This window comes from Aliterella sp. E5.1, assembly GCF_057473825.1.
In genome coordinates, this window is sequence record NZ_JBYCCV010000085.1 from 1 (window position 1) to 15,786 (window position 15,786).

A 15,786-nucleotide genomic window follows, 5' to 3' on the forward strand; every position below is an offset into this window, starting at 1 on the left:
ACGTCTGTTGGCAAACAGGACAGAGATAGCGTTGATGTCCGTTGGGCATCTTGCCGTGTTTATGGGCTTTAGAATGATCACACAAAGGGCATTGCATGGACGAGTTGCAGATGAGAGATCCCCTCTACTCTACCAATCCCACGTTTATTTGACGCACTACCTAGCATCGTTGAACGCAATAATGTCAAGGTTTTAGGTAAGGGCGAACAAACGCTTATTTTTGCCCACGGTTTCGGTTCCGATCAAACAGCTTGGAGACATCAAGTAGCAGCTTTTGCGCCCAATTACCGCATTGTATTATTCGATCATGTCGGGGCGGGAAAATCTGATTTTAATGCCTACAGTCCTCACCGCTACAGCAGTCTCTATAGTTATGCTGAAGACTTGCTAGATTTGTGTGCTGAGTTAAAGCTAACTAAGTCGTTCTTGGTAACTCATTCAGTTGGTGGCATGATTAGTTTATTAGCTGCTTTAGTTGAACCCGATCGCTTTAGCAAGCTAACTTTTATTAGTGCTTCTCCCCGTTATCTCAACGATCGCGAATATATAGCGGTTCGCACTTGAGTGCAGTACACCTTAAGCATGACCTCACAGTAATTAAATCCTAAAGCTGTACTTTATCGGAATGAGAACTGCTGTATAGGAGGATTTGGGCGCACCGATTTGGATGCCTTGTACGCAGCAATGTCAGCGAATTATTATAGTTGGGCTAGTGGCTTTGCACCGCTAGTTGTGGGCAACCCCGATCGCCCAGAGTTAGCGGCAGAATTTGCCAGAACTTTAGCCGCGATTCGCCCAGATATTGCCCAAGCCGTAGCGCGGGTAATTTTTGAATCCGATCATCGCCAAGAATTGCCGCGCTTGCAAATCCCTACGTTGATTTTACAACCAAGCCTAGATCCTGCCGTACCACAAGAAGTTGGACGATATATGGCAGCTAAAATTAGGCACAATCAATTTATCCCCATTGAGGCAGAGGGACATTTGCCTCATCTTAGTGCGCCGGATGTAGTTACAAAGGCGATCGCGACATGGATTGGCGTTTAATACTCAAACGGTGGCAATCTTTACGCCATCATCCAGACTGTTTGCCAACCTTTGCCCCGGTTTTACTGGGGTTGGTATTGCTCTTGGTCATTCTGGTCATCTTTGATAGCTGGACACCTATACAAATTGTCGGATTAGTCTTTTTGCTCTTTTGCTCAATGCTGCCGATGTCAGCAATATCAATTGGGTTGATATTATTATTACTTGCAGCTTATCTCAATGACGGATTATTGCATTTGATTGAATTAGGTGCGACTTCTCTAATTAGTATTTTTTTAGTCCAGTTTTTGCGGCGAATTGAGTGGCGTTTGGCTTCTCAAACCGTGCTTTCTAGCTTAGGGGATGGCGACCCCACGCCGATAGATTTAATTACTAAAGCTCTAAACTTGTTGCGTAACTTTGCTCGTGCCGATGCGGCGATCGCCCTACGTCAACTTGACGATGTTACAGCCCTTGCGATCGCTTGTTTGCCTGAAGATGCCTTACCCGATCGCTTGACAAGCCCCTCTCTGTACGCTGAAGCGATCGCCAGCAGTCAGTGTCTGTATTATCCTAAATACCCCTCAACCCCAAACGCTGCTCGCCTATTACTAGCTCAAGGAACTAAATCTTTAGCTGTACTACCCCTAGTATCCGCCAACGGCAAAAAAGGCGCAATTTTACTAATTTGGTATCGCTCTACTCAAATTTCTGCTGATTTAAAACAATTTATTGACTCTTTACTTGGAAACTTACGCACCCTTTTAAAATTTAACGATCTAACTACAAGCCTTGACAAGCTACAGGCGCGTTTTGGGGCAATGCTAGAGACGATCCATCAAGGAGTTGTATTTGTCGATGAAAGCGGCGAACAAGGCTGGATGAATCAAGCGGCTGCTCACCAGTTGCAATTGGCTCCCGGATATGTAGAGCCGCCAATTCTTGCTCAAGCGATGGCAACTCTACGCCGGAGCGCAGAAAATCAGGTAGAAATTGCCCACCAAGCACAGCAATTTTTTAGCCAACCTCAAAGGGAAATCCGTAACTGGAATTGGATTATTGGCGGTGACAAGCCAAAAGTTTTAAGTGTTTCTAGTACGCCAACTAGCACGGGCAATGTACCGGGTAGACTGTGGCTATTTGATGATATTAGCGAACAATACTTTGGGCAACTGGCTCTAATTGCAAGTGCTAAAGAATTAGAAAAAGCTAAACTGGCGGCGGAAAGTGCAACGATTGTTAAAAGCCAGTTTCTCGCAAATATGAGCCACGAAATTCGCACTCCTATGAATGCAATTGTCGGCTTAACCGATGTTTTGCTAACAACACAATTAACGTCCCAGCAGCGTGAATTTGTAAGTACAGTTCAAAGTAGTAGCGATGCTTTGTTAATGCTAATTAACGATATTCTCGATTTATCAAAAATTGAATCGGGAAAATTAGAATTAGAGGAGTATACTTTTGATTTAAACAACTTTGTCGAAGAATCTCTCGATATATTAGCTTTCAAAGCTGCCGAAAAAAATATTGAACTCGCTTACTTAGTCGATCGCCAAGTTCCTAATACCCTTGTCGCCGATGCCACCCGCTTGCGGCAAATATTAATAAATCTGTTGAGTAATGCCGTTAAATTTACAGCTAGTGGAGAAGTGATAGTTTCAGTTACAGCTTGCGTAAAAGAGCAAAATAGAAATACTACCGATTCTTTTTACGAATTTAAGTTCGCGGTTAAAGATACAGGTATTGGTATCCCTAAAGAAAGACAAGATCGTTTATTCAAGTCTTTTAGTCAAGTTGATTCATCTACTACCCGCCAGTATGGAGGTACAGGTTTAGGGTTGGCAATTGCCAAGCAATTGAGCGAAAAAATGGGTGGGAAGATGTGGTTTGAAAGTGAAATTAATTACGGTTCCACATTTTATTTCACGATCGTTGCTCCTGCCAAATTCACTGCTGAAGTTGAAACTGACGACCTGCAATTACAAAAAAAACAGGTATTAATTGTTGACGATAATGCTACTAATAGACAAATTTTGACCTTGCGAACTCAAGCTTGGGGGATGGTTTCGCAAGCAGTAAAGTCTGGCGCAGAAGCTCTTGAATTGTTGCAAAAACACAGCTTTGACTTGGCAATTTTAGATATGCAAATGCCGCAAATGGATGGATTGACCTTAGCAACAAAAATTCGCCAGCAGATTAACACAAAAAACCTGCCTCTGGTAATGTTGACATCAATCGATAAATCTGAAATAGCACAGGCAAAAGCAAGGGTAGATTTTGCCGCAGTGATTAATAAACCAATTAAGCAAATTCATTTGTACAATGTTTTAAAGCAAATATTAAGTAAAGAATCCGTACATTTAATAGATGTGCAAACTAAAACAGATAAAATAAATAATCAATTGGCAGCCAAATTACCCTTAAAAGTTTTGTTGGCTGAAGATAATATAGTTAATCAAAAAGTAGCTTTACACCTGCTGCAACAACTAGGCTATACCGCCGATGTAGCCAAAGATGGACTAGAAGTAATCGAGGCTGTAAATAGTCAAGCTTACGATGTCGTATTGATGGACGTGCAAATGCCGAAAATGGATGGTTTGGCAGCTACTCGCAAAATTATAGAAATATTTGCCTCCCAAAGTAATAGAGTACGCCCGCAAATTATTGCCATGACGGCTAATGCTATGCAAGGCGATCGCGAAGAATGTTTAAATTCTGGTATGGATGACTACTTAAGCAAGCCAATTAGGTTAGAACAATTAGCAAAAGCCTTAAGTAATTGCCAGGTAAAGACTTTAGCGCCAGCGCTCCCAAGTCCCATTGATGCCAAAGTAATTCAAGAATTTAAAACTATGGTGGGCAACAATGCTGAAGAAATTTTGGTAGAAATAATCGAGTGCTACTTAGAAGATGCGCCAAAGCACCTAGAAAATATTGCTAGGGCGATCGATCAAAAAGATGCCACCGAACTACGTCGAGCCTCTCATATCCTCAAGTCTAGCAGTGCAACTTTAGGCGCAACAAATTTGGCAACTTTGTGTCAAGAATTGGAAACCCTCAGCCGTCTTGAAAGCCTTTGGGATGACACCCATGCTCAAAGTTTCCGCAACAGTCATACTGAAGATAGATTAGATAAACTACCGCAACTACAAGCAGAGTACGAACAAGTTAAAGCAGCTTTGCACTTCTTAGTACGCCAGCATAACTCGCTATGAATTCCCTGGAATTAGCAGAAAATTGTCATTTAATTTTGGTTGTTGATGACGATAGATTTATGCGCCTGCAAATACGCCGCGCCATGGAACAAGGAGGGTATATAGTAATAGAGGCAGAAAATGGCGAACAAGCATTGACTGCTTACAACCAACTCCATCCCGATGTGGTGCTGCTAGATGCCTTAATGCCCGTAATGAATGGGTTTAATTGCTGCAAGCAAATGCGTTGCTTGCCAAATAGCGATCGCACGCCCATACTGATGATTACGGCATTAGAAGACCCCGAATCTGTAGACTTAGCCTTCGAGGTAGGTGCTACCGACTATATAACTAAACCAATTCACTGGGCAGTTTTGCGTCAAAGAGTGCGCCATCTCCTCCAAGTAAGTCAAGCACTGGTGCAGCTGCAAGCTCAAAAAGAGCAATCCCATCTTAAAGCCGAACAACTAAGATTAGCTCTAGAATCGGCGGGTATGGGTACTTGGGATTGGAACCTAGTAACCAATGATATTGTTTATAGCGACCAACTAAAACCAATATTTGGTTTACCTACGGGGGTAAATTACCGTACCTATGAAGCGTTAGTCAATTGTATCCACCCCGAAGATCGCGACTTAGTTACGCAATCGGTGGCGCAAGCAATTAGTGACAAGCACTACAGCATCGAATTTCGCGTTGTTTGGGCTGATGGCAGTATCCATTGGGTAGCAAATCGAGGTCAAGTTTACGATGACAACGGTAAACCAGTGCGGATGCTATGTATCGCAATGGATATTACCGCCCGTAAATTAGCAGAGCAAGAGCGGCTCGTACTATTAGCTCAAGAGCGGGCGGCGCGAAGTCAGGCGGAAAGTAGCCGCAATCGGATTACAAATATTATTGAGAGCATTACCGATGCTTTTTATACCTTAGATAGCCAATGGCAATTTACTTATGTCAACCGCCAAGCCGAATTGCTTTTACAAAAAACGCGATCGCAACTTTTGGGCAAAAGTATTTGGCAAGAATATCCAGAAGCGGTAAATTTAGATTTTTTTCCGCAATACCACAAAGCTGTAGCTCAACAAGTCAGCGTCCAATTTGAAGAATTTTACCCGCCGTTTGATGCTTGGTTTGCCGTCCATGCTTATCCGGCAAAAGATGGTTTATCTGTTTATTTTCAAGACATTACCGAACGCAAGCAAGCTGAATGTCAATTACAAAAATCTCAAAAGAGATTGCAATTAATCTCAGAAGTGACGCTAAAAATTCGCCAGTCCTTGCGAGTAGATGAAATTCTCCAAACTACAGCTACAGAAGTATTAAATTTGTTGCAAGCTGACCGAGTGCTAATTTTTCGCTTATTTAACAATGGCTATGGGCAAATAGTTGTAGAAGCGATCGTTCCTAACTGCGCGTCGGTATTGCAGCAAAATATTACAGACGATTGTTTTGGAGAAGTCTACTTAAAGAAACACAGTCAAGGACGAGTTTTTACCATCAATGACATCGCAAAAGCTAACATAGATCCCTGTCTAATTGAATTTATGCACAGCTTTGGGGTCAAAGCAAAGTTAGTCGTGCCAATATTGCTCAAACAAGAACTGTGGGGATTGACTATTGTTCATCAGTGCAGCCAGCCCCGCGAATGGACAAACTTTGAAGTTGAAATATTGCAACAATTAGCCAATCAAATCAGCATAGCTTTAGCTCAAGCTCAACTCCTAGAAGACGAAAGCCGTCAGCGCCAAGAACTTGCTCGATCTAACGCCGAATTACAAGAATTTGCTTATATTGCTTCCCACGATTTACAAGAACCACTACGAAAAATTCAGGCTTTTGGCAATCGATTACAAGAAACCTTCGGCGACAATCTAGGCGATCGCGGAAAAGATTATCTCAAGCGGATGCACAACGCCGCCGAACGAATGCAGGCTTTAATTAATGACTTATTAGCCCTTTCGCAAGTTACAACCAAAGCCCAGCCCTTTGTAAGAGTTAATCTCAACCAAATAGTCCAGGAGGTATTATTAGACTTAGAGCTACGCATCGAGCAGACTTCTGGGCAGGTTGAAGTAGGAGAATTACCTACCATTGAAGCCGATCCATTGCAAATGCGCCAACTAATTCAGAACTTGATTAGTAATGCCCTCAAGTTTCACCGTGCCGGAGTCAAACCTGTAATCAAAGTTAACAGTCAAATCATCGATATTGAACAGGGAACGGTAGAAAAATTGGTAGTTACCCATTGTCAAATTACTATAGAAGATAACGGGATCGGCTTTGACGAAAAATACCTAGATCGCATTTTCAACGTCTTTCAACGCCTGCACAATCGCAGCGAATACGAAGGTACGGGAATGGGACTCGCTATTTGTCGTAAAGTTGTAGAACGTCATGGCGGCAGTATTACCGCTACAAGTAAACCCGGACAAGGAGCAACCTTTGTTGTAACGCTACCGACAAAACAAGGTGAGGAGAAAATATAGAGTGAGTCGAGCGGTGGTAACAATTCTGATGGCTGATGATGATGAAGATGACTGCTTGCTCGCACGAGAAGCTTTAGCAGAAACTCGTTTAGCTAACCATTTGCACATCGTTCAAGATGGCGAACAGTTGATGGATTACTTGTATCGACGTGGCAAATATAGCGACTTCAACATCTTCCCGCGTCCAGAGTTAATTTTGCTCGATCTCAATATGCCCAAAAAAGACGGACGAGAGGCATTGAAACAAATTAAGGCAGATGCAAGTTTACGGCGAATTCCGATTGTAATATTAACCACTTCAAAAGCTGATGAAGATATTTATCGCAGCTACGATCTGGGGGCAAACTCATTTATTACTAAACCTGTAACTTTTAGTGGTTTGGTAGAAGTAATGAAGACTATTGGCAAATATTGGTTTGAAATTGTCGAATTACCGTCGTAATCGATTGGAGAATGGTTATGGACAATCATCTAGTCAAAGTTTTACTAATTGATGATGACGAAGACTACTACGTGCTAATCGGCGACTGGTTAAGCAAAGTAAATAGCTCTAAATTTCACTTGGAATGGGTATCAACCTACAGCGCTGCAATTACGGAAATCGCCCTTGAACAACACGATGTTTATTTGGTTGATTACCGTTTAGGAAGTCGCAACGGCTTAGAATTACTGCGCGAAGCTATTGCCAGTGGTTGCACCGCCCCCATAATTATGCTTACTGGGCAAGGGGAACACACAATAGACCTAGAAGCCATGCAGGCAGGAGCGGTAGATTATTTAGAAAAAGGGCAAATAGATTCAGCCATCCTCGAAAAATCTTTGCGCTACGCGATCGAACGCAAGCGCTCGGAGCAAAAAATTCGCGAACAAGCTGCCCTGCTTGATATTGCCACTGATGCGATTTTAGTGCAAGATTTGCAGGGCAAAATCTTATTTTGGAATAAAGGCGCAGAGAAATTGTACGGCTACTCAGCATCCGAAGCTGTAGGCAGTTTTGTTAGTCAACTTGGCAATGAGGCAGATTTGCCCCAAATGCAGGAACTTGCAAAAGCAATTTTGTTCGCTAGTGGCGCTTGGCAAGGGGAACTAGAACAAATCGGCAAAGATAAAACAAAAGTGGTAGTCGAAAGTCGCTGGACGCTGGTACGCGATCGCACGGGGCAACCAACATCGATTTTAGTTGTCAACACCGACATTACCCAAAAAAAGCAACTAGAAGCGCAATTTTTACGCGCTCAACGCTTGGAAAGTGTGGGAACTCTGGCTAGTGGCATTGCTCACGATCTTAACAACGTCCTTGCACCAATTTTGATGTCTGTGCAACTATTAAAAATTAAGTTTCCCGAACCCCAACACCAACCGTTGCTGAAAATGTTGGAAAGCAATGTCAAGCGCGGTGCGGCGCTGATTAAGCAAGTTTTATCGTTTGCGCGGGGGATTGAAGGTAAGCGAGTAACGCTCCAAGTTAAACATTTAATTTTAGAAATTGAGCAAATAGTTAGAGAGACATTTCCTAAATCCATTGCATTTTCTTGCGACGTAGAGTCTAATTTGTGGACAGTATTGGGAGATGCTACTCAACTGCATCAAGTGTTGATGAACCTTGTTGTCAATGCGCTAGATGCGATGCCAAACGGCGGAACTTTGAAAACCAGCGCCAAAAATATATTTATTGATGAAAATTACGCCCGACTGCATATTGACGCGCAAGTAGGACCATATATTACGATTGCGATCGCGGATACTGGAACGGGTATTGCCCCAGAAACTTTGGAAAGAATTTTTGAGCCATTTTTTACAACTAAAAGTGTTGGTGCGGGTACGGGTCTAGGTTTATCGACAGTTATGGGTATAGTCAAAAGTCATGGTGGTTTTATTCAGGTGTATAGCGAAGTGGGACAAGGAACCGAGTTTCAAGTTTATTTACCTGCAATCCAAGCTACTGCTACTCAAGAAAATTTCGACTCTGATTTGCCTTTGGGACGAGGGGAGTTGATTTTAGTTGTAGATGATGAAAGTGCGATTCGCGAAGTGACCAAAGTATCATTAGAGATTTATAACTACAAAGCGATCGCTGCTTGTGATGGCATGGAAGCCATAGATTTATACACCAAGCATCAAGCCGAAATTAGTGTAGTTTTAACAGATATGATGATGCCTGTTATGGATGGACCTACTACCATCCGGACTTTGAAACAAATTAATCCTGATGTCAAAGTTATTGCTATTAGCGGACTTAGTTCTAGCGACAAGTTAGCCGCCGCCACAGTTAGCGGGGTAACAAATTTTTTATCTAAGCCTTTTTCGGCAAAGGAATTATTGCAAACTCTTAGTAAGGTTCTCGATCCCAAACAGTAGAACTAAGCTTTACCGCTTCCCATCAAGTACAATAACGCCATCCGTACTGCCACACCGCTAGTTACTTGCTGGGAAATTAAACTCAAACGCGGATCGTCCATCAAGTCGGAACTAATTTCTACGCCGCGATTTACAGGACCTGGATGCAAAACTTTGACTGTAGGCTTGCATAGTTGCAAAACTTCGCGGGTAATCCCAAATAATTGCTGATATTCCCGCAAACTAGGCAATAAATGGCTCGTCATCCGCTCTTTTTGCAATCGCAACGTCATCACAAAATCTGCATCCTTCACGGCATTTTCTAGATTCCAGTGCAAAAACAACTTACCTGGTCGATTGCTACCAAAACCTGTAAATAATTGCGGTAAAAGCGTGGGTGGCGCGGCTAAATGGACTTCCGCACCGCTTGCCGTCAAACTCCAAATATTTGACCTTGCTACCCTTGAGTGCAAAATATCTCCGACAATGGCGATCTTTTTTCCTTGTAGTAACTCCAAACGCGGCTGTTCGGGTTCTAGTACTGTACAAATAGTAAATAAATCTAGCAAAGCTTGGGAGGGGTGTTCGTGTTGACCATCTCCAGCATTAAGTACGCCGACTTTTACCCCTAATCTATCCATTTCTTGGGCGATCGCACGAGGGACACCCGCTTCTTTGTGGCGAATCACCATCATATCTGTCCCCATTGCCAAATAAGTTTTAGCAGTATCTAAAATTGTTTCGCCTTTAGACAAGGAAGAAGTAGCAGCAGCAAAATTGAGGGTATCGGCGGAAAGGCGTTTGGCTGCAAGTTCAAAACTGCTGCGAGTCCGGGTAGAAGATTCAAAAAATAAGTTGGCAACGACTTGTCCTTGCAACGTCGGGACTTTTTTGGTGCGGCGCGATAGCACTTCACTAAAACTTGCGGCGGTTTGCAACACTGTATTGTATTCGTCGCTAGTAAAATCCGCCAGAGACAAGACGTGGTTGCGAGTCCAAGTATTGGTCGTCATGATTCAATTGGGCTAAAAAAACTAGAGTCTAAATAATTTATTCTCGCCGCCGGATTGAGTGCTGCTAGTACCTGAGAACCATAACTGCGATGGAGGATACGACTATCTAATAATGCCACTACTCCTTGATTTTCCCTCATGGGTGCGATCGCTCTAGTCAATTGGGTTAAAGCTTTGGGTAATAAATACAAGCGAAACCAATCCAAATGCGCCTGCCTGTAATAATCTACTCTACCCGCCACTAAGGGATTTTCTAACGATGGCAAAGGTAAAGTAGAAACGACTAGCAACTGCGGCGCGGGTAAAACTTCTTGATGCTGTCGCCAAAATTCCCAACCACTTACCAAAATGCCGTTGTCATCCAAACAAGTTTTTTCAACCTGTACCCGCGAACCAAATTCCGCCGCCAAAATTGTCCCAACTTGAGCTTTTAGCGGCACATCCCCCACCAAAATTACAGTAAGTCCCAAACTTGTCGCCCTCAAACTTAGCAGCGAGTGGAGTTTATCCATGAGTGCGCTTTGGTATTCGGGGGTATTGGGTAAAGGTAGGCGGTCGGGCAAGTATAGTTGAATTAAATTTGTTTGGCGCTCGTCAGAAAACTTCAAACAAGTTAAGTCTGGTAAGCCCACCGATTGCCGGAAAATTGGCGCATTAGCTTCTTGTTCTATCGCCCTACCAACTAAAACCACTGGTTGCTTAGACCAAATGGGGGCAAGACTTTCAGCTACTTGTACCGGGGCTGAGTGCAAGGAAAATAACCCCAAAGATCGCACCACACGAGCGTAAAGTAATTGATGACTTGCTTGCAAACTTTGTCCAAATTTTTGCCAAACTGGGGGCAAAGTATAACTTTCTAAGCTTGCATACAAATTAACTAAAAGCTCTCGTTCGACAGGAGAAATTAAGTAGCATTCGTAAGGGTTTAAGGGACGCTGAAAGATTGCTTTAGCAATTTGCACTCTGGCTGTGCGGATTGCTTCGCTTTGCCAAGGACAATCTAGTATTAGTGCATCCCAATTTTGAGAGTCAATGCTAAGAGTTAGTTGTTGGCGAACCCAGTCTTCAAGATCGTCCACTCCATCAATAATTGTCGGAATGCCAGCAGGAAAATGCGATCGCGTTTGTTCTAACTGCGCTGCCAGCCAATTTGAGGGGGATGTCAGAAATAAACCTTGAAAATTATCCTCTGGAAAAAACTCGCCTGTACGGATAGCTTTATTTGCTCCTAACCACTCTTGCAATCTAGGAATTTCTACTTCTTTGATGCGCTGCTGTACTTTTTCAGTTGCCACCACCACCACAGGCTGATGCCACATCAAGGCTGGGGCAAGGTAACTAAGACGATAGCGCCCTTGATAGCCACTAGCTGCGCCTACTTGCATCAAAGCACTGCGTCCGACGCGCAAAGCTCTAGCTACTAGCCGCGCCATCGTTAAATGATGCGACCAAGAAGGTTCGCTTTGCGATCGCAAAAAGTTGTGCAATGAATAATGTACTTCAGCTTCAATCACAAATCCCATCTCATAAACAATGAGTAGTAGCAGTTACTAGCGCTGCCAGTTCTATTATTGTATGAAAGACAAAACAGAAATGAGATTTATCTCCCATCCCTATGCCAACGTATACCGGAATTTCTAGCGAAGCTTTTCGCCATCCCCTCGACCGTCAAGCTGAGCAAAGTTTACGCAGTTTGCCCGGATTCGATCTAATTGCTAGTAAATTTGTTGAACTTGTCTACGAACGTCCGCAATTTGTCTATCATATGGGCAATAGCATTCAAGTAGGACCGCGCCAATATTCTACCGTTTACCAAATGTTTCGCGAGTGCGTGAGAGACTTAGATATTTCCCCGGAGCCAAATTTATTTGTTTCTCAAGCTCCTTTAGTCAACGCTTACGCTCTTGGTCAAGAGTACCCTTATGTAGTTTTGAATACCGGATTATTGGATTTACTGAGCGAATCTGAACTTAAAACCGTTATCGCCCACGAATTAGGTCATCTCAAATGCGGTCATACCCTGCTAATTCAAATGGCAATTTGGGCAATTACTACCGCCTCTTTTATTGGTCAACGAACTTTTGGTTTAGGTAATCTGCTCGGTACAGGCTTAATCTATGCCTTTCACGAATGGCAGCGCAAAGCTGAGTTATCCGCCGATAGAGCCGCTTTATTGGTAATGGACGATCTAAACCCCGTCATGAATAGCATGATGAGGCTGGCGGGTGGTAGTAACAAGTATGCAAACGAATGCAATTTAGATGAATTTGCGCGTCAATCAGAAAAATATCAAAACTTAGATAGCGATAGTTTGAACCAAGTATACAAATTTATCCTTTATAATAATTTCTCTCAAGGTGTATTTATGACGCACCCTTTTACGGTCGAACGTTTAACTTTTATTCAAGAATGGGCAAATTCATCCGAGTATCAGCAAATACGTCAGGGAAATTATCAAAGGGCATCTGCTGTTAATGTAGAATCAACTGCCACAAATGACCAAGTAGACGTGCTACGCAAAGAAATTGAAGACTTGCAAGCCGAAATTGAAGAAATTAAAAAGTCGCAGCCTGACTAATAAACAAACTAATTATCTAGATTTAACAACTTATCAACTATGTCTTCCGACCAAACCCAACCCCAAAGTAGCTCAAATCTAGATGAACTTCGTGCCGCTAGACTAGAAAAAGTCGCCCAACTCCAACAGGCGGGGATAAATCCTTATGCTTATAGTTGGGAATCAACCCATCACGCGGCGCAACTCCAACAAACCTATGCAGACTTGGCAAGTGGTGAGGAAGTAGAGGTTATTGTGGCGATCGCGGGTAGAATAATGGCGCGGAGAGTTTTTGGTAAGTTGGCTTTTTTTGCCTTGCAAGATGAAACTGGGACGATTCAGCTATATCTAGACAAAAATCGCATCTCCCAAAGCATGGCAGATATAGATTCTGATGCTTTTAACCACATCAAGCAGCTAACGGATGTAGGGGATATTATCGGCGTTAAAGGCACAATTAAGCGCACCGAAAAAGGTGAATTGTCGGTTTATGTCAATCAATATACTGTACTAACAAAGTCGCTTTTACCGTTACCCGACAAATGGCACGGATTAACTGATACAGAAAAGCGCTATCGCCAACGGTATGTAGATTTAATTGTCAACCCGCAAGTAAGACAAACTTTTCGCCGTCGCGCGCAAATAACAGCAGCATTGCGGCGGTATTTAGACAAACTGGGCTTTATTGAAATTGAAACCCCCGTATTACAATCGGAAGCTGGGGGAGCGGATGCGCGTCCGTTTACTACCTATCACAACACTCTAGAAATGGAGTTGTATTTACGAATTGCTACAGAGTTGCATTTAAAACGGCTAATTGTCGGTGGTTTTGAAAAAGTCTTTGAATTAGGGCGAGTTTTTCGCAACGAAGGCATTTCCACCCGACATAATCCTGAATTTACAACCATCGAGCTATATCAAGCTTACGCAGACTACTTTGATATGATGGCGCTAACGGAAAATGCGATCACAAGTGTCACCGAAGAAGTATTAGGTACGTTGCAAATCAACTATCAAGGGCAAGAAATTGACTTTAGTTTGCCTTGGCGCAGAGTCACCATGCACCAAGTAGTACAGGATGCCACAGGCATAGATTTTAATGCTTTTTCCTCCTTCGCTGAAGCAAAAGCCGCTACAGAAAAAGCAGGAATTACCGTAGCGCCGGAAATAAATTCGATTGGACGCTTGCTAAACGCAGTATTTGAGGAAAAGGTTGAGACAACTTTAATCCAACCTATATTCATCATGGATTATCCGGTGGAAATTTCACCCTTAGCTAAACCCCATCGTTCGCAACCTGGCTTAGTAGAGCGTTTTGAGTTATTTATAGTTGGTAGAGAGACAGCCAATAGTTTTTCTGAGCTTACCGACCCCATCGAACAACGTCAACGCTTAGAAGCACAAGCAGAGCGCAAAGCCGAGGGAGACTTAGAAGCGCACGGAGTAGACGAAGACTTTTTAACCGCCTTAGAGTATGGAATGCCACCTACAGGAGGGTTGGGAATTGGAATAGATCGCTTAGTAATGGTATTAACAGATTGTGCCAGTATTCGAGATGCGATCGCTTTTCCGTTGTTAAAAAGTTCCAGCAGCTTTGTTAAAGAACATAATTACGACGTTGCAACGCAAATATTAACTATTAAATTCAATAATGGCAGCATCTACAAGTATCAAGGTGTTCCAGCTAATATTGCCCAAGGCTTAGAAACTGCAACATCCGCCGGACAATACTTTAACGAATCTGTCAAAGATAAATATGCTTTTGACCAAGTGCGTTTAAGCGGTGGTTAAGGTGTGGAGTACGATCGGGCGTATATTATCTAGTAAACTTCGTAAAAATTCCTGTAATGTGCCTCTAAATGGTGAATATACAGAATTAGAACAGCAAAGCGCAATCGGCTAAAATCAAATTGTCATCAGATTCGAGAGGTGTTTATGCCATACGTCAATGTCCGCATCACGAAAGACGGCGTGACCGCAGAGCAGAAGAAACAGATTATTGAAGAAATGACACAAACATTGGTGAAAGTTCTTGGCAAAAAGCCTGAACACACTCACATCATAATTGATGAAGTCGAACCAGAAAATTGGGGTTTTGCTGGAATGTTGACAACCGAATTCCGCAAGCAAAATAGTTGAAATTACTGGCGATCGCATTACAAAAATAATAGTTAAGCGTTCGCACTTTAATAAATTAGTGGTTGATTATATGCGATCGCGCCTCTTGCAAAGATACTAGATAAAGTGGATGAAAATACGATCACGCCTCTTGCAAACATACTAAAAACTACAGGTAAAATTAGGAAGTCGTAGGAAATTGCAGCAAATACTGCTACTAAGTTATGACTGAACTGCTTCAACAAGCGATTTCTCAAATTGAAAAACTTCCCGCCGATCGGCAAGATGCGATCGCAACTCTGATTTTAGAAGAATTGCAAGACGATCAAAAATGGGAAACTCGTTTTGCAGCGACGACCGACGATCAGTGGGATCGAATGGCGGCAATGGTTCGACACGAGATCGCAAGTGGTGAAACAGTTCCAATTGATTCTGTTTTCCCTTCTTAAAAATGGAATCGAGTGGAACCAAAACATTTCGCAAACAACTTGCGCTACTTCCGGCATCGGTTCAGGAGCAGGCTGCTAAAGCCTATGCGCTCTGGATTGAAGATCCTTATCACTCTAGTCTTCAATTTAAACGAGTCAGTCAAAGACAGCCGATCTACTCTGCTCGTATCAGTCTTAACTATCGTGTTCTAGGTTTGCTGGAGTCTGATCGCATTTACTGGTACTGGATTGGCGCACATGATGAGTATGATGAGTTGCTGAAAAGGATGTAAACTAGCCGTAAATTATCAAGCGCGATCGCATCACAAAAATAATAGCTAAGACTTCGCAGCTTAACAAGCTTTGTGGTTAATTACGTGCGATCGCTATAGAACCCATTTGACATCTTTCCCTGGAAGGAAGTAACGTTAAGGCAAAAACATAATGCAGATGCCATGCCGTACCAGAGCAGCCTCACCGACGAAGAGTGGAAAATAATAGAACCTTTACTACCTAAGATCCTACCGCCGAAGAAGCAAACAAGACCTTCTAACTGGAGCAAGCGCGAAATCTTGGATGGCATCTTTTATCAACTGAAAAATGGTTGTAACTGGCAAGACTTGC

General features: G+C 42.8%; 13 protein-coding genes and 1 pseudogene. 11 read left to right on the top strand and 3 right to left on the bottom strand.

Going from position 1 to position 15,786, the window contains the following annotated elements; genetic code table 11:
• Nucleotides 1–97: IS1/IS1595 family N-terminal zinc-binding domain-containing protein (locus AC2VE5_RS19610; protein WP_486886923.1), on the bottom strand; the 97-nt coding region annotated here is incomplete at its 3' end.
• A 38-nt stretch (nt 98–135) separates the two neighbouring features.
• Here AC2VE5_RS19610 and AC2VE5_RS19615 point away from each other — a divergent pair.
• The 5 genes and pseudogenes from AC2VE5_RS19615 to AC2VE5_RS19635 all read left to right on the top strand — a co-directional run bounded on the left by AC2VE5_RS19615 (nt 136) and on the right by AC2VE5_RS19635 (nt 9,067).
• Nucleotides 136–1,047 (top strand): annotated as a pseudogene (locus AC2VE5_RS19615) (alpha/beta fold hydrolase).
• On the top strand, nt 1,032–4,241 hold the full coding sequence (locus tag AC2VE5_RS19620) for a hybrid sensor histidine kinase/response regulator (RefSeq protein WP_486889375.1): 3,210 nt from the start codon (nt 1,032–1,034) through the stop codon (nt 4,239–4,241). Before AC2VE5_RS19615 ends, AC2VE5_RS19620 begins: the two are co-directional and overlap by 16 nt.
• Entirely contained in the window at nt 4,238–6,709 is a 2,472-nt protein-coding gene (locus AC2VE5_RS19625; protein ID WP_486889376.1) for an ATP-binding protein, read from the top strand. Before AC2VE5_RS19620 ends, AC2VE5_RS19625 begins: the two co-directional genes overlap by 4 nt.
• A 28-nt stretch (nt 6,710–6,737) precedes the next feature.
• Nucleotides 6,738–7,151, top strand: coding sequence for a response regulator (locus tag AC2VE5_RS19630; protein ID WP_486889384.1), 414 nt, complete (start codon nt 6,738–6,740; stop codon nt 7,149–7,151).
• Between the two features lie 17 nt (nt 7,152–7,168).
• Nucleotides 7,169–9,067: a hybrid sensor histidine kinase/response regulator gene (locus tag AC2VE5_RS19635; RefSeq protein WP_486889377.1), complete on the top strand. Its 1,899-nt coding sequence runs from the start codon at nt 7,169–7,171 to the stop codon at nt 9,065–9,067.
• Nucleotides 9,068–9,069: 2 nt separating this feature from the next.
• Here AC2VE5_RS19635 and AC2VE5_RS19640 read toward each other — a convergent pair whose 3' ends face one another.
• Together AC2VE5_RS19640 and AC2VE5_RS19645 are read right to left on the bottom strand one after the other, a co-directional pair.
• Nucleotides 9,070–10,059, bottom strand: a complete 990-nt coding sequence (locus AC2VE5_RS19640) for an aspartate carbamoyltransferase catalytic subunit (protein ID WP_486889378.1) — start codon at nt 10,057–10,059, stop codon at nt 9,070–9,072.
• The gene (locus AC2VE5_RS19645; RefSeq protein ID WP_486889385.1) at nt 10,056–11,573 is read right to left on the bottom strand and encodes a helicase C-terminal domain-containing protein; all 1,518 of its coding nucleotides are present in this window, start codon (nt 11,571–11,573) and stop codon (nt 10,056–10,058) included. The genes AC2VE5_RS19640 and AC2VE5_RS19645 overlap by 4 nt, the downstream gene beginning before the upstream one ends.
• Before the next feature lie 101 nt (nt 11,574–11,674).
• Between AC2VE5_RS19645 and AC2VE5_RS19650 the strand changes: the two genes are divergently transcribed.
• The 6 genes from AC2VE5_RS19650 to AC2VE5_RS19675 all read left to right on the top strand — a co-directional run.
• On the top strand, nt 11,675–12,637 hold the full coding sequence (locus AC2VE5_RS19650; protein WP_486889379.1) for a M48 family metallopeptidase: 963 nt from the start codon (nt 11,675–11,677) through the stop codon (nt 12,635–12,637).
• Nucleotides 12,638–12,676: 39 nt separating this feature from the next.
• Entirely contained in the window at nt 12,677–14,407 is a 1,731-nt protein-coding gene (lysS, locus tag AC2VE5_RS19655; protein WP_486889380.1) for a lysine--tRNA ligase, read from the top strand.
• A 144-nt stretch (nt 14,408–14,551) separates the two neighbouring features.
• The gene (locus AC2VE5_RS19660) at nt 14,552–14,755 is read left to right on the top strand and encodes a tautomerase family protein (RefSeq protein ID WP_486889381.1); all 204 of its coding nucleotides are present in this window, start codon (nt 14,552–14,554) and stop codon (nt 14,753–14,755) included.
• Between the two features lie 203 nt (nt 14,756–14,958).
• Entirely contained in the window at nt 14,959–15,183 is a 225-nt protein-coding gene (locus AC2VE5_RS19665) for a hypothetical protein (RefSeq protein WP_486889382.1), read from the top strand.
• Nucleotides 15,184–15,185: 2 nt separating this feature from the next.
• Nucleotides 15,186–15,455 carry a ParE family toxin-like protein gene (locus AC2VE5_RS19670; protein ID WP_486889383.1) on the top strand — a complete coding sequence of 90 codons (270 nt, stop codon included), beginning with the start codon at nt 15,186–15,188 and terminating at the stop codon, nt 15,453–15,455.
• Between the two features lie 162 nt (nt 15,456–15,617).
• Nucleotides 15,618–15,786: transposase (locus AC2VE5_RS19675; protein ID WP_486887409.1), on the top strand; the 169-nt coding region annotated here is incomplete at its 3' end.

What these genes read in the sequence shown, in the direction of transcription:
- AC2VE5_RS19625 (WP_486889376.1), top strand. Translation starts at nt 4,238, where the DNA reads ATGAATTCCCTGGAATTAGCAGAAAATTGTCATTTAATTTTGGTTGTT.
- AC2VE5_RS19650 (WP_486889379.1), top strand. Translation starts at nt 11,675, where the DNA reads ATGCCAACGTATACCGGAATTTCTAGCGAAGCTTTTCGCCATCCCCTC.
- AC2VE5_RS19660 (WP_486889381.1), top strand. Translation starts at nt 14,552, where the DNA reads ATGCCATACGTCAATGTCCGCATCACGAAAGACGGCGTGACCGCAGAG.
- lysS (WP_486889380.1), top strand. Translation starts at nt 12,677, where the DNA reads ATGTCTTCCGACCAAACCCAACCCCAAAGTAGCTCAAATCTAGATGAA.
- AC2VE5_RS19670 (WP_486889383.1), top strand. Translation starts at nt 15,186, where the DNA reads ATGGAATCGAGTGGAACCAAAACATTTCGCAAACAACTTGCGCTACTT.
- AC2VE5_RS19635 (WP_486889377.1), top strand. Translation starts at nt 7,169, where the DNA reads ATGGACAATCATCTAGTCAAAGTTTTACTAATTGATGATGACGAAGAC.
- AC2VE5_RS19630 (WP_486889384.1), top strand. Translation starts at nt 6,738, where the DNA reads ATGGCTGATGATGATGAAGATGACTGCTTGCTCGCACGAGAAGCTTTA.
- AC2VE5_RS19665 (WP_486889382.1), top strand. Translation starts at nt 14,959, where the DNA reads ATGACTGAACTGCTTCAACAAGCGATTTCTCAAATTGAAAAACTTCCC.
- AC2VE5_RS19620 (WP_486889375.1), top strand. Translation starts at nt 1,032, where the DNA reads ATGGATTGGCGTTTAATACTCAAACGGTGGCAATCTTTACGCCATCAT.
- AC2VE5_RS19640 (WP_486889378.1), bottom strand. Translation starts at nt 10,059, where the DNA reads ATGACGACCAATACTTGGACTCGCAACCACGTCTTGTCTCTGGCGGAT.